The 15625-nt window shown below is 65.5% G+C and carries 16 protein-coding genes and 1 tRNA gene; 14 read left to right on the top strand and 3 right to left on the bottom strand.

Annotated elements, in window-relative coordinates:
* Positions 1-4: 4 nt before the first annotated feature.
* From trbE to AC6R2M_RS03975, 13 genes are all read left to right on the top strand, one after another.
* Positions 5-2488 (top strand): conjugal transfer protein TrbE, encoded by a 2484-nt coding sequence (trbE, locus tag AC6R2M_RS03915; RefSeq protein ID WP_500485679.1) that lies wholly within the window; start codon positions 5-7, stop codon positions 2486-2488.
* A complete protein-coding gene (gene trbJ / locus AC6R2M_RS03920) occupies positions 2485-3270 on the top strand; it encodes a P-type conjugative transfer protein TrbJ (protein ID WP_500485681.1) in 786 nt (261 codons plus the stop codon). Before trbE ends, trbJ begins: the two co-directional genes overlap by 4 nt.
* 14 nt (positions 3271-3284) lie before the next feature.
* Complete coding sequence (trbK-alt, locus tag AC6R2M_RS03925) at positions 3285-3551, top strand: putative entry exclusion protein TrbK-alt (protein ID WP_500485683.1); 267 nt, start codon at positions 3285-3287, stop codon at positions 3549-3551.
* 2 nt (positions 3552-3553) lie between these two features.
* On the top strand, positions 3554-4939 hold the full coding sequence (gene trbL, locus AC6R2M_RS03930; protein ID WP_500485685.1) for a P-type conjugative transfer protein TrbL: 1386 nt from the start codon (positions 3554-3556) through the stop codon (positions 4937-4939).
* A complete protein-coding gene (gene trbF, locus AC6R2M_RS03935) occupies positions 4936-5625 on the top strand; it encodes a conjugal transfer protein TrbF (protein WP_500485687.1) in 690 nt (229 codons plus the stop codon). The genes trbL and trbF overlap by 4 nt, the downstream gene beginning before the upstream one ends.
* Entirely contained in the window at positions 5622-6623 is a 1002-nt protein-coding gene (gene trbG / locus AC6R2M_RS03940; protein WP_500485689.1) for a P-type conjugative transfer protein TrbG, read from the top strand. The genes trbF and trbG overlap by 4 nt, the downstream gene beginning before the upstream one ends.
* The gene (locus tag AC6R2M_RS03945; protein ID WP_500485691.1) at positions 6620-7756 is read left to right on the top strand and encodes a TraB/TrbI/VirB10 family type IV secretion system protein; all 1137 of its coding nucleotides are present in this window, start codon (positions 6620-6622) and stop codon (positions 7754-7756) included. The genes trbG and AC6R2M_RS03945 overlap by 4 nt, the downstream gene beginning before the upstream one ends.
* Positions 7757-7758: 2 nt before the next feature.
* Positions 7759-7980, top strand: a complete 222-nt coding sequence (locus AC6R2M_RS03950; protein ID WP_500485693.1) for a DUF2274 domain-containing protein — start codon at positions 7759-7761, stop codon at positions 7978-7980.
* Between the two features lie 246 nt (positions 7981-8226).
* On the top strand, positions 8227-9300 hold the full coding sequence (locus AC6R2M_RS03955) for a DUF4917 family protein (protein ID WP_500485695.1): 1074 nt from the start codon (positions 8227-8229) through the stop codon (positions 9298-9300).
* A gap of 312 nt (positions 9301-9612) precedes the next feature.
* Positions 9613-9930 (top strand): hypothetical protein, encoded by a 318-nt coding sequence (locus AC6R2M_RS03960; RefSeq protein WP_500485697.1) that lies wholly within the window; start codon positions 9613-9615, stop codon positions 9928-9930.
* Entirely contained in the window at positions 9927-10280 is a 354-nt protein-coding gene (locus tag AC6R2M_RS03965) for a toxin-antitoxin system TumE family protein (RefSeq protein ID WP_500485699.1), read from the top strand. Before AC6R2M_RS03960 ends, AC6R2M_RS03965 begins: the two co-directional genes overlap by 4 nt.
* The gene (locus tag AC6R2M_RS03970; protein ID WP_500485701.1) at positions 10277-10675 is read left to right on the top strand and encodes an HVO_A0114 family putative DNA-binding protein; all 399 of its coding nucleotides are present in this window, start codon (positions 10277-10279) and stop codon (positions 10673-10675) included. The genes AC6R2M_RS03965 and AC6R2M_RS03970 overlap by 4 nt, the downstream gene beginning before the upstream one ends.
* Positions 10672-12330, top strand: coding sequence for a recombinase family protein (locus tag AC6R2M_RS03975; protein WP_500485703.1), 1659 nt, complete (start codon positions 10672-10674; stop codon positions 12328-12330). The genes AC6R2M_RS03970 and AC6R2M_RS03975 overlap by 4 nt, the downstream gene beginning before the upstream one ends.
* On the opposite strand, the gene AC6R2M_RS03980 is transcribed toward AC6R2M_RS03975, so the two are convergent.
* The 3 genes from AC6R2M_RS03980 to AC6R2M_RS03990 all read right to left on the bottom strand — a co-directional run bounded on the left by AC6R2M_RS03980 (position 12301) and on the right by AC6R2M_RS03990 (position 15160).
* Positions 12301-12377 (bottom strand) — tRNA-Arg (locus AC6R2M_RS03980). The genes AC6R2M_RS03975 and AC6R2M_RS03980 overlap by 30 nt on opposite strands.
* 261 nt (positions 12378-12638) lie before the next feature.
* Complete coding sequence (xseA, locus tag AC6R2M_RS03985) at positions 12639-14207, bottom strand: exodeoxyribonuclease VII large subunit (RefSeq protein ID WP_500485705.1); 1569 nt, start codon at positions 14205-14207, stop codon at positions 12639-12641.
* 5 nt (positions 14208-14212) lie between these two features.
* Positions 14213-15160 (bottom strand): LysR family transcriptional regulator, encoded by a 948-nt coding sequence (locus AC6R2M_RS03990; RefSeq protein WP_500485707.1) that lies wholly within the window; start codon positions 15158-15160, stop codon positions 14213-14215.
* A 187-nt stretch (positions 15161-15347) separates the two neighbouring features.
* Between AC6R2M_RS03990 and AC6R2M_RS03995 the strand changes: the two genes are divergently transcribed.
* Positions 15348-15614: a YjiS-like domain-containing protein gene (locus AC6R2M_RS03995; protein ID WP_500485709.1), complete on the top strand. Its 267-nt coding sequence runs from the start codon at positions 15348-15350 to the stop codon at positions 15612-15614.
* The last annotated feature ends 11 nt before the right edge of the window (positions 15615-15625 follow it).

Below are 15625 nucleotides of genomic sequence, written 5' to 3' on the forward strand. Positions count from 1 at the left end.
GGCCATGATGAACCTTGCCGAATACCGCCGCACCGCCGCCCGGCTCGCCGACTATCTGCCATGGGCGGCACTGGTCGGCTCCGGCGTCGTCTTGAACAAGGACGGCTCATTCCAGCGCACCGCGAAGTTTCGCGGCCCCGATCTGGATTCCGCCGTCGCGGCCGAACTGGTCGCCGTCGCCGGCCGCATCAACAACGCCGTGCGCCGTCTCGGCTCCGGCTGGAGCATCTTCGTCGAGGCGCAGCGCAGCGAGGCCGCAACTTATCCCGACAGCACCTTTCCCGATGCCGCGTCGGCGCTGGTCGATGCAGAGCGCAAAGCCGGTTTCGAGGAAGCGGGCGCGCATTTCGTGTCCGGCTACTTCCTCACCTTCCTCTGGCTGCCCCCGGCCGAGGAAGCCGCCCGCGCCGAAACATGGCTCTATGAGGGCCGGGAGAAAACGGGCGTGGACCCGTGGGAGCTACTGCGCGGCTTCATCGACCGCACCGACCGCGTGCTGGCCTTGCTCGACGGCTTCATGCCCGAGTGCCGTTGGATGGATGACGGCGCGACGCTGACCTATCTCCATTCCACCATCTCAACAAACCGGCATCGCGTGCGCGTGCCCGAGGTGCCCATGCACCTCGACGCGCTGCTCGCCGACCAGCCATTGACCGGCGGGCTGGAGCCGCGCCTTGGCGACGCGCATCTGCGCGTGCTGACCATCGTGGGATTCCCGACCGCGACGACGCCGGGCCTGCTCGACGAAATGAATCGGCTGCCGTTCCCCTATCGGTGGAGCACGCGGGCGATCCTGCTCGACAAGACCGATGCGACCCGGCTGCTGACCCGCATCCGCCGCCAATGGTTCGCCAAGCGCAAGTCCATCGCCGCGATTCTGAAAGAGGTGATGACCAACGAGGCGTCCGCGCTGGTGGACACCGACGCGGCCAACAAGGCGCTGGACGCCGACCTGGCCTTGCAGGAGCTTGGGGCGGACGTTGCGGGCATGGCCTATGTCACGGCCACCGTCGCCGTATGGGATGCCGACCCTCGCCTTGCCGATGAGAAGCTGCGCCTGGTCGAGAAGATCGTTCAGGGCCGCGACTTCACCGCCATGCCCGAGAGCGTCAACGCGGTTGACGCATGGCTCGGCAGCCTGCCCGGACACGCCTACGCCAATGTCCGCCAGCCTCCTATCAGCACTTTGAATCTCGCCCACATGATCCCGCTTTCGGCGGTGTGGGCGGGGCCGGAACGGGACGAGCATTTCGGTGCGCCCCCTTTGCTCTTTGGAAAGACCGAAGGCTCAACCCCGTTCCGGTTGTCTTTGCATGTCGGCGACGTGGGGCACACCCTTGTCGTCGGCCCCACGGGCGCGGGCAAGAGCGTGCTGCTCGCCCTCATGGCCTTGCAGTTCCGGCGCTATGAGAACAGCCAAGTCTTCGCCTTCGACTTCGGCGGTTCGATCCGCGCCGCGTCGCTCGCCATGGGCGGCGACTGGCACGACCTTGGCGGCGGCCTGACAGAAGGGGACGAGGCATCCGTCTCGCTCCAGCCGCTTGCCCGCATCCACGACACTTATGAACGCGCATGGGCGGCGGACTGGATCGCCGCCATCCTCATGCGCGAAGGCATCGCCATCACGCCCGAGGTGAAGGAATATCTTTGGACGGCACTGACTTCGCTCGCCTCGGCCCCGGCCGAAGAACGCACGATCACCGGCCTTGCGGTGCTGCTGCAATCCAACGATCTGAAACAGGCGCTCCGGCCCTTCTGCGTCGGCGGTACCTATGGCCGGCTGCTCGACGCCGAAGCCGAACACCTCGGCTCGGCCGATGTGCAGGCGTTCGAGATCGAAGGGCTGGTCGGAACCGGCGCGGCCCCGGCCGTGCTCGCCTATCTGTTCCATCGTATCGGCGACCGAGTCGACGGGCGACCCACGCTGCTCATCATCGACGAGGGTTGGCTTGCGCTCGACGACGAGGGTTTCGCCGGCCAGCTCCGCGAATGGCTGAAAACGCTCCGCAAAAAGAACGCCAGCGTCATCTTCGCCACGCAAAGCCTCAGCGACATCGACGGCAGCGCCATCGCGCCCGCCATCATCGAGAGCTGCCCGACGCGGCTCTTGCTGCCGAACGAGCGGGCTATCGAGCCGCAGATAGCCGCGATCTACCGGCGCTTCGGTTTGAACGACCGCCAGATTGAGATTTTGGCACGGGCCACGCCCAAGCGGGATTACTACTGCCAGTCGCGGCGCGGCAATCGCCTGTTCGAGCTGGGCCTGTCCGAAGTCGGCCTCGCGCTCTGCGCCGCGTCGGCCAAATCCGACCAGACCGAAATCGCGCGCATCCATGCCGAGCACGGCCGCGACGGCTTCCTTGCCGCATGGCTGCGCCATCGCGGCGTCGATTGGGCAGCCGAGCTGATCCCCAACCTCACCAATCTTGCCGACCGGCCGGAATCCGCCGTGCCGGATACGCACCTCATACAGGAGACTCTTCCATGACCAATATTCGTGTTTTCTGCTTTGCCAGCGCTTCGGCGCTCGCATTGACGCTCGCCGCTCCCGTGGCGCTTTCGCCCATGCTGGCAAGCCCGGCCCATGCACAATTCGGGTTCGGCCGCATCGTCTATGATCCGTCGAACTATGCGCAGAACGTGCTGACGGCCGCACGCACGCTGGAGCAGATCAACAACCAGATCACCTCGCTCCAGAACGAGGCGCAGATGCTCATCAATCAGGCCCGCAATCTGGCGAGCCTGCCGCATTCCTCACTCCAGCAGCTCCAGCAGAACGTCCAGCGCACGCAGCAGCTTTTGGGACAGGCGCAGAACATCGCCTTCGAGGTCGGCCAGATCGACCAGGCGTTCCAGCAGCAATATGGCAACGTCTCGCTGTCCGCGACCGATCAGCAACTCGTCACCGACGCCCGCTCGCGCTGGCAGAACACGGTCGGCGGCTTGCAGGACGCCATGCGCGTGCAGGCCGGCGTCGTCGGCAACATCGACGCCAACCGGGCCGAAATGTCCGCGCTGGTCGGCGAGAGTCAGGGCGCGACCGGGGCTTTGCAGGCAACGCAGGCCGGCAACCAGCTTCTCGCGCTCCAGTCGCAGCAGCTTTCCGACCTGATCGCGGTCATGGCCGCAAACGGCCGTGCCGACGCGCTGACCGAGGCCGAGCGTGCGACCGCTGCCGAACAGGGGCGCATCCAGCGTGAGCGGTTCCTGACGCCCGGCACCGGCTACCAGCCGGGCAACGCGCAGATGTTCAACAACGGCAACAACTGACCGGGAGGCTCGCCATGGATGGCAAGATGCTGGCCCGGCTCGGGGCCGTGGTGTTCGTTGCGATTGCCTTGACAGTGACCGCAATCGACATGGCGCAGAAGGACGAACCTTCCCCGCCACCCGCCGCGCCGGCCCTCCAGCCGCCTGCCGATCCGTTGCGCGAGGAACAACGCCTCTGCCAGCAGCTTGGCGAAGCCGCCGCCAGCGACGCCGAGTGCCTGCGCGTCTGGGCCGAAACCCGCGACCGGTTCCTCGGCCGTGATCGCAGCGAGGCGCGCTGACCATGGGGAACACGGGCGTCATCGACAATTTCCTCGGGGTCTTCACCTCCTACATCGACAGCGGGTTTGGCCTGCTCGGCGGCGAGGTGGCCTTCATCGCCACCACCCTGATCGTTATCGACGTGACGCTCGCTGCGCTGTTTTGGGCATGGGGCGCGGATGACGACATCATCGCCCGGCTGGTGAAGAAGACCCTGTTCGTCGGCGTCTTCGCCTACATCATTTCCAACTGGAACAACCTCGCGCGCATCGTCTTCGAGAGCTTTGCCGGTCTCGGTCTCATGGCATCGGGGACGAGCTTTTCCGTTGCCGACCTGATGCGGCCGGGTCGCGTGGCACAGACCGGCCTCGACGCCGGCCGCCCGCTGCTCGATTCCATTTCCGACCTGATGGGTTGGATCGCCTTCTTCGAGAACTTCATCCAGATCGCGTGCTTGTTGTTCGCATGGGCGCTGGTGGTGTTGGCATTTTTCATTCTGGCCATCCAGCTTTTCGTGACGCTGATCGAGTTCAAATTGGTGACGCTCGCCGGCTTCGTGCTGATTCCCTTCGGCTTGTTCGGCAAGACCGCGTTCATGGCCGAAAAGGTGCTCGGCAACGTGGTGTCGTCCGGCATCAAGGTTCTAGTTCTCGCCGTCATCATCGGCATCGGCTCGACCCTGTTCAGCCAGTTCACGGCCGGGTTCGGCGGCCAGACCCCGACCATCGACGACGCTATGGCGATTGTGCTCGCCGCGCTGTCGCTGCTCGGCCTGGGCATCTTCGGCCCCGGCATCGCCAACGGCATCGTCTCGGGCGGCCCCCAGCTCGGGGCGGGCGCAGCCGTGGGCACCGGCCTCGCCGCTGGCGGTATGGTGCTTGCCGGCGGTGCGGCCGCTGGCGGTGGGGCCATGCTTGCCGCCAAGGGCGGCGCTGCTGCCCTGTCCGGTGGGGCCGCGGCTGTTCGCGGCGGCGCGACGGCCGCGGGCGCGGCGACCGCTGCCTATAGCGTCGGCTCGCTCGGCCAGACCGGGGCGGCGGGCGTCGCCTCCGGCCTTGGCGGTGTTGCACGCGCCGCAGGCTCGGCCGCGATCTCGCCGCTCAAACGCGCGGCCTCCAGCGCCACTGCCCAAGCAAGCGAAAGCATCAAATCCAGCTTCTCCGCTGGCGCAAAGGCCGGGTTTGGGGTGACGGGCGGCAGCTCCACCATTGGCACGGTCGGCGGCGCAAGCGCCGAACCCGCAGCCGCGCCATCCAGCCCGGCTGGCAGCCCTCCGGCTTGGGCGCAGCGGATGCAGCGCCGGCAGACCCTCAACCACGGCACCACCATGACCGCCCATGCGGTGCGGTCTGGCGACAGCCACGGCTCCGGTTCCTCCGTCAACCTTTCCGAAAGTGACCGCTCATGAGCATCTTCAAACGACCCGCCACCCATTACGGCAAATCGCCGGAACCCGAGACGCCCTATCAGAAGGCCGCACAGGCATGGGACGAGCGCATCGGCTCGGCCCGCGTGCAGGCGAAGAACTGGCGCTATATGGCTTTCGGTTCCCTGATCCTGTCAGCTGGATTCGCCTCGGCGCTGGTCTGGCAGTCTGCACGGGGGACAGTGGTGCCGTGGGTGGTGCAGGTCGATAATCTCGGTCGGGCGCAAACCGTTGCGCCGGCCGCCGCCGACTATCGCCCGACCGATCCGCAGATCGCTTTCCATCTCGGCCGCTTCATCGAGCAGGTCCGCGCGATCCCGGCCGATGCGATCATTGTCCGTCAGAACTGGCTTCGGGCTTATGAGTGGACCACGGATCGCGGCGCGGCGGCGCTCAACGATTACGCCCGTGCCAATGATCCCTTCGCCAAGGTCGGCCGACAGCAGGTCGCCGTCGAAGTGTCGAGCGTCATCCGGGCGTCCCCGAACAGCTTCCGCGTGGCGTGGACCGAACGCCATTTCGAGAACGGCCAGCTTTCCACCACGGAGCGATGGACGGCCATCCTCACCATCGTCATCCAGCCGCCGCGCGACGCCGAGCGCCTGCGCGCCAACCCGTTGGGAATCTACGTCAATGCAATTTCGTGGTCGCGGGAGATGAGCCAATGAGGACGATCACCCGCACCCCGGCAATCGCGGCCGTGCTGTTGTCAGTCACCATGCTCGCAGGCTGCGCTACCAACCGGACGCCGCAATTCAGCTACGACGCCAGCGTGCCGCCGCTGCCGACCGTGCAGGCGGCGGCAACCGACAACACGCCTCGGCCGCTACATGTGCCCCCCGCATGGACCGTGGCGCGCGGCGGCACCGCCGCATGCACGCCAACCGGCCGCGTCGAGAACGCCAATGCCGCCGCCCGCGTCGAGCCGCGCCGGGAAGGCTACTACAACGCCATCCAGATTTATCCGTGGTCGGAAGGCGCGCTCTATCAGGTCTATGCCGCAGTCGGGCAGATCACGACCATTGCGCTGGAGCCGGGCGAGAGCCTGACAGGCGCGGGGCCGATCGCGGCAGGCGACACCGCCCGCTGGATCATCGGCGATACGGAATCCGGTTCGGGCGCAAACCGCCGTGTCCATATCCTCGTGAAGCCGACGCGGCCGGACATTTCCACCAACCTTGTCGTCACCACCGACCGGCGCACCTACATGATCGAGTTGCGCGCTCGGGAATCGCTCTACATGCCCGCCGTCGCATGGGCCTATCCCACACCGCCAGCAGGCCAGCGCCAGACCGTTCCGGCAGCGCCGGTTATCCCGGCAGAGGCGGCGCGGAACTATCGCTACGCCTTGCAGGTGCAGGGCGACAGTCCGCCATGGCGGCCGGTTTCCGTCTTCGACGATGGACGCCGCGTCTATGTCGTCTTCCCCGCCGGGATCGTGCAGGGCGAGATGCCGCCGATCTTCGTGCTCGGCTCCGATGGCGAGCCGCAGATCGTCAATTCCCGCATCCACCATAACGTCCTGATCGTGGATCGCCTGTTCGGCGCGGCCGAACTGCGCCTTGGCAGCGGCAACCGCCAGCAGGTCGTCAGGATCGTCCGCACCAATCCCACGCAGGCCGCCGCCGCGCAGCCCGCCAGCGCGACCGGAGACACCCCGTCATGACCGACAACACCATCACGGACACCGCCGCGCCTATGCGGTTGCGCGCGGAGCCGCCGCGCGTCACCCGCCTGTCGCGCAAGATGCTGGCGGGCGTCGGCGCAGTCGCCTTGCTCGGCATCGGCGGCGCGCTGATCTACGCGCTCCAGACCCGCGATACGGGACCGGGCGGCGATGAACTCTATTCGACGGAGAACCGGACCACGGCGGACGGATTGTCCGGCCTTCCACGCGACTATACCGGCCCGGCCCTGGGACCGGCTTTGCCGGGCGACCTCGGCCGCCCGATCCTCGACGCGCAGAACAGGGGCCAGCCTGTCGCGCCGCCTGTCATGACGACGCCCGCCGTCGATCCCGAAGAACAGCGCCGTCTTGCAGAGGAAGAAGCCGCGCGGCTTAGCAACGTCTTTTTCCAGTCCAGCCAGCGCACCGGAGCGCCGGCAGGGACGGCCATGCCCGGTCTTGCAGGACTCGGCCTCGGCGGACAGCCGGCGACACAGGATCGCCACGTGGCGTTTCTCAATGGACCCGTGGACCGGCAGACCGTCGCCCCGGATCGCGTTGCGCCGCCGGCATCGCCCTACATCCTTCAGGCCGGGGCTGTGATCCCGGCCGCGCTCATCACCGGCATCCGTTCCGACCTTCCGGGCCAGATCACCGCCCAGGTGACGGAAAACGTCTATGACAGCCCGACCGGCTCGCTGCTCCTGATCCCGCAGGGCACGCGCATCATCGGCCAATACGATGATGGCGTGACCTTCGGCCAGCGCAGGGTGCTCTTGGTGTGGAACCGCCTGATCCTGCCGGGCGGCCGCTCCATCGTTCTGGAGCGCCTGCCGGGCGCGGACGCCAGCGGCTATGCCGGGCTTGAGGATGGCGTCGATTATCACTGGTGGAATCTGATGAAAGCGGCAGGGCTGTCCACGCTGCTCGCGGTCGGCACGGAGCTGGCGACGAGCGACGAGGATCGGCTAATCCGGGCCATCCGCGACGGTGCGCAGGATACCATCAATCAGGCCGGCCAGCAGATCGTGCAACGCCAGTTACGGGTTGCGCCGACGCTCACCATCCGGCCGGGCTTCCCGTTGAGGATCATCGTCACCCGCGACCTTATGTTCGAGCCTGCAGGAGGCTGACCATGACCAAGCTGAAACTCGGCCCGCTGCCCGACGACAAGCCCGTCAAGGTGACGGTGGAGCTGCCTGCGCCGCTTCACCGCGATCTGGTCGCCTATGCCGAGGTGCTGGCCCGCGAAAGCGGCCAGCCCCCCGCCGATCCCGTCAGGCTGATCGTGCCCATGCTGGAGCGGTTCATCGCCACGGATCGAGGGTTTGCGAAGGCACGGCGGGCCGCAAGTTAGGTCTGACCGGTTCGGACTCTATTCCGGTTGTACAGCATGATTTGTAAATAGCCCGAACCGGCCGTTCGAAGGCCATCCGGATTTCCGGCCCGAGTAGTGCGGATGCGGACGGGCAGCTTCGCGCCGAAATTGCCAGTATCCGCTAATCAATGCTGACGTCTGCAACGCCACGATCGACATCAATAATCTTGCATGCCACAGCTCGGAGTATAGGATCGGGCTTGTAGGAGCGCCGGGGGAGCTTACATGGTCGATCTAGTGAGTTTTTCCGAGGCTATCGCCGATTCCAGACGATTCTCAAAGCGCCATCTTTTGATCGGAAACGGGTTTAGCATCGCCTGCTGCCCTGATATCTTCCATTACGGATCGCTCTTCAGCGCAGCGGATTTTTCCAATAACCCAGAGCTGGTGAAAGTCTTCGAAGTTCTCGGAACGCAGGATTTCGAGATCGCCATCAAAAACCTTGAAGCCGGAGCGCTTCTCGCGGGCATATATACACCTGGGCATGCCGATGCAGCCGCCAAGATGCTGGCCGATGCCAACGCTTTGAAGGAAATCCTTCTAACCGCCATTGCAGGAAACCACCCGGACGTTCCTGGCGATATTGCTCACGACAAGTTTTGGGCGTGTCGGAGATTTCTCAGCCTGTTCCTAGGACGGGAAAACGACGGTCAAGTCTTCACCCTAAACTACGATCTACTGTTGTATTGGACCCTCATGCATGAGGATAATCCGTTCACCGAGGCCATCGACCTTGCCACGAATGACGGCTTTGGGAACGACGAAGACGATCCCATGGCCGACTACGTCGTCTGGCAGGGCGAAGTCGCGGCCCATAGCGCCAAGGTCCATTTCCTTCACGGAGCATTGCATCTCTTCGATGCTGGGACGGAGCTACAGAAGTTCACATGGGTTAGGACGAACGATCGCCTGATTGATCAGGCGCGGCGCGCGATCAATGACAACAAGTACCCGCTGTTTGTCACCGAGGGGTCAAGTGCGCAGAAAAAGGCGAAGATCCGGCACAACGCCTATCTCTACCAGGGCTTCAAGCAGCTAACTGCGAACGCTCAGCAGGGGCGGCACTGCTTTTTTGTCCTCGGGCATTCATTGGCCGAGAATGACGACCATATCTTGCGGCGGTTCGGAACTGGTAAGTTCAAGAAGCTCTACGTTAGTCTGTTCGGCGACCCCGGATCACCAAGCAACCAACAGATCATTGCCAAGGCGAACACCTTGGCGGCCATGCGTCACGAGAGGTTCCCGCTCGAAGTCGCTTTCTATAACGCTGCGACAGCCAATCCGTGGACGTACCCCTAGGGCCGGACAAGCGTATCATGGGATCGAAAGCCAAGCTGATCTAAGCGACCGCCTGCGTCGGCTTCTGTGAGCCTGGAGTCGCGCTTCAAAACCGTCTTCGGCGCGCTGGACGCAACGACAGGTTTTCGCGATCCAGCGGCGATACCAGACCGGCAAAAAGCCTTCCAAAACTCGCCCTAGGTCTGACCTGCGGGGTGCCGCCAGCGTATCACCGCAAATTCGGCACGCTACAGGCCGCCGATTGCCCTCCATGGTTCGCTTAATTCCGGGGCTTCGGGTGCCCCGGAATCCACCAGAACCAAGGAGGATTCCATGTGCGCAGAGCGCCGCCGCGCCCGCAAAGGGCGACCGCGACAGTCGATCCCCGAGCCACTTCCCGACGATCTTTTCGACTACACTGATGATCCCACGCCGGACGGACGGACGCGAGCCAACGACACGCCGCTTCTCGGTCCGGACGGGCAAAGGATGCGCGTCACCGACGATTGGCCGGAGGATATTCCCGTCACAGAGACCGAGATCGACGTGTTCGAGCGTTGGTTCGGCGATGTGTTCGACGAACTCCTGAACCCACGAAAGCCGGATGATTGCTTGCAATTCCTATCACAAACTGATAGGAAAAAGATGTGAGCGGGCATCGTGATCCCAGCCTCGACACGCTTCTGGACCTTGATGGACAGATGCTTTTTGTCGATCCCGAGGGCGGCCATTGGGTGAAGTTCGTCGTCACCCGCGTTCCGGTCTCGCCGGAAAAGCCGCACGGCCTCGATTATTCGCTCACGCTTCACGGGCCTTCGGGCGAACGGCTGGTCGGCTTCGACAATGCCCATCCGGTCGGCCGGGGCAGACGCGGCGAGCCGATGGACCATCGGCACCGCCTCCAGACCGTGAAGCCTTACGCCTACGAGGATGCGGCCACGCTTCTGGCCGACTTCTGGCAGGCGGTGGACGCGGCGTTGAAGGAGCGAGGTGCCCTATGACCACATTGAAAGTCGGGATTGCCGACTATGAAGAAATGAAGGCCCGCACCATGCGGATCGCGCGCGGCGAGGAAAAACCTGCACCCGGCGATCCGAAGGTATGGTTCACCTCGACCGAATCCTTCGCCAAGGTGCTGTCGGCAGGGAACCGCGAACTGCTGCGCATCATCGCCGAGAAAGCCCCGGCATCGCTGGAGGAACTGGCGGAAATCACCGGCCGGGCCGGCTCCAATCTGTCACGCACCCTGAAAAACATGGAAAGCTATGGGCTTGTGCGGCTTGAACCGGGGCATGGTCGCAAGCTCGCGCCCAAGGTGGTGCATGACCGGGTGGAACTGGCGTTGCCCCTAATCGACCGCCCCAAGGCGAAGAAAGCTATGGGAGGCCAAGCATGAACATGCACAGCCCAACCACGACCGCCCGCGCCGCCCTCTACCTGCGCGTCTCGACCGCCCGGCAGGCCGAGCATGACATTTCCATTCCCGACCAGAAGCGGCAGGGTGAAGCCTATTGCGAGCAACGCGGCTACCAGCTCGTTGAGACTTATGTTGAACCGGGTGCAACCGCCACCAATGACAAGCGCCCCGAGTTCCAGCGCATGATCGAGGCTGGCACGTCCAAGCCCGCGCCTTTCGATATTGTCGTGGTCCATTCGTTCAGCCGGTTCTTCCGCGATCACTTCGAGATGGAGTTCTACGTTCGCAAGCTGGCGAAGAACGGCGTCAAGCTGGTGTCGATCACGCAGGAAATGGGGGATGACCCCATGCACCAGATGATGCGGCAGATCATGGCGCTGTTCGACGAGTATCAGTCCAAGGAGAACGCCAAGCACGTCCTGCGCGCCATGAACGAGAACGCCCGGCAAGGGTTCTGGAACGGCGCACGGCCGCCCATCGGCTACCGCATCGTCGCGGCCGAGCAGCGTGGATCGAAGACCAAGAAAAAGCTGGAGATCGACCCACTACACGCCGACACCGTGCGGCTGATCTATCGGCTCTATCTCGAAGGTGACGGCACGTCCGGCGCAATGGGCGTCAAGGCTATTGCCACTTATCTCAACGAGCGCGGCTTCTTCACCCGTGATGGTGGCAAATGGGGCCTGGCGCAAATCCACGCCATCCTGACCCGGACCACCTATATCGGCGAGCATAGGTTCAACACACGCTCGCATAAAAACCGGGAGAAAAAGCCGGAGAGCGAGGTCGCCATCATGGCGGTGCCGCCCCTGATCGAGCGCGAGATTTACGATGCGGTGCAAGCCCGCCTCAAATCCCGCAATCCTATGGTGACGCCTGCGCGTGTCTCCAGCGGCCCCACGCTGCTGACAGGCATTTGCTTCTGCGCCAAGTGCGGAGGTGCGATGACGTTGCGCACCGGCCAAGGCAGCACGGGAGCGACATACCGCTATTACACCTGCTCGACCAAGGCGCGGCAGGGCAAGACCGGCTGCAAGGGCCGCACGATCCCCATGGACAAGCTGGATCATCTTGTCGCCGATCATATCGGGGATCGGCTGCTCCAGCCCAAGCGACTGGAAACTGTCCTCGCCAGCGTCATTGACCGGCGACAGGAGCGCACCGAGCGACGCCGCGAGCATCTTGCCGAGCTTCACAGGCGAATCGCGGAAGCCGACCAGCGGCTCGGCCGTCTCTTTGACGCCATCGAAGCCGGCATGGTGGACAAGGACGACGCCATGGCGAAAGAACGCATGGTGAGCCTAAAGGCGTTGCGGGATCAGGCCGCCGCCGACGCCGAGCGCACACAGCTCGCCCTCGACAGTTCAGGCAATCAGGGCGTCAGCCCCGATATGCTCAAGGGCTTCGCCCGCAAGGCTCGTGAGCGGATTCGACTCGACGATGGCGGCTACCGACGCGACCATCTGCGCGCTCTGGCGCAGCGCGTCGAGGTCGCCGACGACGAGGTTCGCATCATGGGATCGAAGTCGGAACTGCTGCGAACGCTGGTCGCCGCTTCTAACGTAGAAACGGCGGCGTTCGGCGTTCATAGTTCTGTTCTGAAATGGCGCGCCCGAAAGGATTCGAACCTCTGACCCCCAGATTCGTAGTCTGGTGCTCTATCCAGCTGAGCTACGGGCGCCTGCGAGGCCGTCTGTGCGGCGTCGCGAGAGCTTCCTAGCCGCTCGAACCCATGAATGCAAGCGCCTGTCGCGCTTTGAATGTCAGTTCGGTGACGACCGGCGAAAAGCCCCGGTTCCACGCCGTTTCCGGCGTGCCTCGTGCGTCGCTGCCGGGCGGGGAGGGCGCCGGTCGAAGGTCGAGGCGGGCATGAGGGCACGCGACGAACCGAATCGTGCGCACCGTCGTCCGTCCGATTCCGCCGAGGTCAGCGGTCCGTCCTTCAGCCTTCGCCGACGAAGAGATCGTGCTGGATGCGGGCCGGTGCCTCGTCGCTTCTCCTTCGACGCCGAGGAGCCGCGCCCGTGCCGGCCGCGATCGCCGAACGGCGCTGGTTGCCCGCGAACTCGATCTCGAAGGGCTGGCCCGGCTGAAGGCCGTCCGCGCGCGCGATCGGCCGCCCCTCGGTGTCGCGCACGATGGCGTAGCCCCGCTCCAGGACGTTCTTCGGATCGAAGCTCGCCGCGACGCGTTCGGCGGTCGACACGCGGTCGCGCCACCGCGCGCTCAGACGATCGACGGCCTCCACGAGGCGGCGCTCCAGGAACAGGAGATGACGCCGGGCCTCGCGGTTGGCGCCGGCGATCGTGCGAGGATGGAGGCCGGATACCGCACGCGTCAGACGCTGGCGGCGCGCCGAGACGATCGAGGAGAGCCCCTGGACGGCGACGAGTTCGGCATGGCGCAGGTCCGAGCGCTTGGACGACAGGAGCGCGTCCAGCCGACCGAGCTGCAGCCCGCCCGCCAGACGGTCCATCGCGTGGCGCCGGTCCGTGGCCGAGGCGCGGATCGCCCGGTCGAGACAGAGCGTCGCCTCGTCCAGCCGCCGCCGCGGCAGGGCCAGCAGCATGTCCGGCGAGGGGAGGGCGCGCACGAGCGAAACGGTCGCCTTCCGCTCGTGCGCCAGCTTCCGCGTGATCGCATGAGCATGGCGCGCATGCGCCGCGGAGAGCGCGGCGAAGAGGTCGGCGCGCACGGGAACCGCCATTTCGGCCGCCCCCGTGGGCGTCGGCGCACGCCGGTCGGCGACATGGTCGAGAAGCGTCCAGTCGGTCTCGTGGCCGACGGCGGAGATCAGGGGGATGGTGGAGGCCGCTGCGGCGCGCACCACGGCCTCGTCGTTGAAGCCCCACAGATCCTCCAGGCTGCCGCCGCCGCGCGCGACGATGAGAAGGTCCGGCCTCCGAATCTTGCCGTCTTCGGGCAGCGCGTTGAAGCCCTCGATCGCGCTCGCGACCTCCGCGCCGCTCGTCTCGCCCTGCACGCGCACGGGCCAGACGAGGAGATGGACGGGGAACCGGTCCTCGATCCGGTGGCAGATGTCGCGGATGACGGCGCCCGTCGGCGAGGTGACGATGCCGATCGTCCTCGGCATGAAGGGCAGGGGCCGCTTGCGCTCCGGCGAGAAGAGGCCTTCGGCCTCCAACTTCAACCGGCGCTCGTTGAGGAGCGCCATCAGCGCGCCGGCCCCGGCCGGTTTCAGATCCTCGATGACGATCTGGTATTTCGAGGAGCCCGGATAGGTCGTCAGCTTGCCCGTGGCGACGACTTCCAGCCCCTCCTCGGGTTTGAAGGCCAGCTTGGAGAAGCCGGTGCGCCAGACCACGGCCTCCAGCCGCGAGCGCTCGTCCTTCAAGGCGAAATAGGCGTGGCCGGAAGAGTGCGGCCCGCGATAGCCGGAAATCTCGCCGCGCACGCGCACATGCCCGAAGGCGTCCTCCACCGTTCGCTTCAGCGCGCCGGAGAGCTCGGAGACGGAATATTCGGCCGCGTTGGTCGCGGTCTCGGCCATGTCGCTCACGTCGCCAGCGCCAGAGCGGGACGAGTGCGGGCCGGCCGCACGCATCGCGTCTCGGGAACGTCGGACGCCTCCTCGATGTGCGGGGGCAGCAGATTGCGCAGGCTTTCGCGGATATGGCTGATGAGGGCGCAGACGGCCGGCGTCTCGCTATTGCGTCCCCGCATCACGGCTATCGTCGCCTCGCCCAGCTTGGGGAAACCGTCTTCTTCGGTCAGCACCCGCATGCCCGGCCTCAGGGCGCACTCGGGGAGGACGCTCACCGCAAGGCCGGCCAGCACGGCCGAGGTCACGATCTGGGCCGACCAGGACGTGAAGAGGATGCGGTAGGGGCGCCCAATCGTATCCAGCGCCTCCAGCCCCTGCCGGCGCCAGTCGCAATCGGAGCGGCCGATCGCCAGCGGAACGATCGCCTCCTCGTGCGCCGAATGGGCTCCGGAGGTCACGAAGTGGAGCGGTTCGCGCCGAACGATCTCGCTCCATGCATGTGCCTTGGAGGGACAGACCAGCGCCACGTCCAGATGTCCCTTCTCGACATGCTCGATCAGGCTCGACGTCGTTTCGCACGCGATCTGCATCTCGACGCGCGGATTGGACCGGGCGAAGCGCGCCATGATCTCGGGCAGGAAGCGCTCGGCGTAGTCGTCGGGCAGGCCGATGCGGACGTGGCCGGCGATATGGGTCTCGTCGAAGGCCGTCAGCGTCTCCTGGCTGAGCGCCAGCATGCGCCGGGCGTAGCTCAGGAGGCGCGCCCCGTCCTCGGTGAGCCGGACCGCGCGCCCGCCGCGCTCGAAGAGCTCGGCGCCGAGCCGCTCCTCCAGGCGGCGGATCTGCATGGAGACCGCCGACTGCGTCTTGAACACGTCCTCGGCCGCGCGGGTGAAGCTGCCCGTGTCCACGACGGCGGCGAAGGTGCGGAGCTGGTCGAGATCGAGGGGAGCGGCCATCGCGAGAACCATCACATCGGCTGATGGCAGAGATTACGAACATTCGTTGGATTGATCAATCGGCGCTGGCTATCGTCCCATCATCGCTTCGGACCGCAGAACCTGACGCGATGCCCCGGCGGCATCGCGAACGACCGTCCGCGCCTGAAGCGAGACGTGAACCGACACTGTTCAAGGATGAACGATCATGAGCCTGACGTTACCCCGGAGCGGGGCGCTTTCATTACCCGGACTGCGGTCCGGCCTGAGTCTCGCCTTCTCCGCCCTCGGCGCGATGGCGCGGACCCTGCGCAACCGTCGCGAGGCGCTGCGCGTCGATGCGCTTCCCGATCACCTGCTCGCCGATATCGGCCTGAAGCGGGACGACGTCTATGCCGCGCTCCATGCGTCATGGCGGTCCGACCCGACCTATCTGATGGCTCGTTCGGCGCAGGAGAATCGATGCAAGCGCTGACCTTCGCCGAC

It is taken from the genome of Aureimonas sp. CAS (assembly GCF_059838215.1).

What these genes read in the sequence shown, in the direction of transcription:
- trbE (WP_500485679.1), top strand. Translation starts at nt 5, where the DNA reads ATGATGAACCTTGCCGAATACCGCCGCACCGCCGCCCGGCTCGCCGAC.
- trbJ (WP_500485681.1), top strand. Translation starts at nt 2,485, where the DNA reads ATGACCAATATTCGTGTTTTCTGCTTTGCCAGCGCTTCGGCGCTCGCA.
- trbK-alt (WP_500485683.1), top strand. Translation starts at nt 3,285, where the DNA reads ATGGATGGCAAGATGCTGGCCCGGCTCGGGGCCGTGGTGTTCGTTGCG.
- trbL (WP_500485685.1), top strand. Translation starts at nt 3,554, where the DNA reads ATGGGGAACACGGGCGTCATCGACAATTTCCTCGGGGTCTTCACCTCC.
- trbF (WP_500485687.1), top strand. Translation starts at nt 4,936, where the DNA reads ATGAGCATCTTCAAACGACCCGCCACCCATTACGGCAAATCGCCGGAA.
- trbG (WP_500485689.1), top strand. Translation starts at nt 5,622, where the DNA reads ATGAGGACGATCACCCGCACCCCGGCAATCGCGGCCGTGCTGTTGTCA.
- AC6R2M_RS03945 (WP_500485691.1), top strand. Translation starts at nt 6,620, where the DNA reads ATGACCGACAACACCATCACGGACACCGCCGCGCCTATGCGGTTGCGC.
- AC6R2M_RS03950 (WP_500485693.1), top strand. Translation starts at nt 7,759, where the DNA reads ATGACCAAGCTGAAACTCGGCCCGCTGCCCGACGACAAGCCCGTCAAG.
- AC6R2M_RS03955 (WP_500485695.1), top strand. Translation starts at nt 8,227, where the DNA reads ATGGTCGATCTAGTGAGTTTTTCCGAGGCTATCGCCGATTCCAGACGA.
- AC6R2M_RS03960 (WP_500485697.1), top strand. Translation starts at nt 9,613, where the DNA reads ATGTGCGCAGAGCGCCGCCGCGCCCGCAAAGGGCGACCGCGACAGTCG.
- AC6R2M_RS03970 (WP_500485701.1), top strand. Translation starts at nt 10,277, where the DNA reads ATGACCACATTGAAAGTCGGGATTGCCGACTATGAAGAAATGAAGGCC.
- AC6R2M_RS03975 (WP_500485703.1), top strand. Translation starts at nt 10,672, where the DNA reads ATGAACATGCACAGCCCAACCACGACCGCCCGCGCCGCCCTCTACCTG.
- xseA (WP_500485705.1), bottom strand. Translation starts at nt 14,207, where the DNA reads ATGGCCGAGACCGCGACCAACGCGGCCGAATATTCCGTCTCCGAGCTC.
- AC6R2M_RS03990 (WP_500485707.1), bottom strand. Translation starts at nt 15,160, where the DNA reads ATGGCCGCTCCCCTCGATCTCGACCAGCTCCGCACCTTCGCCGCCGTC.
- AC6R2M_RS03995 (WP_500485709.1), top strand. Translation starts at nt 15,348, where the DNA reads ATGAGCCTGACGTTACCCCGGAGCGGGGCGCTTTCATTACCCGGACTG.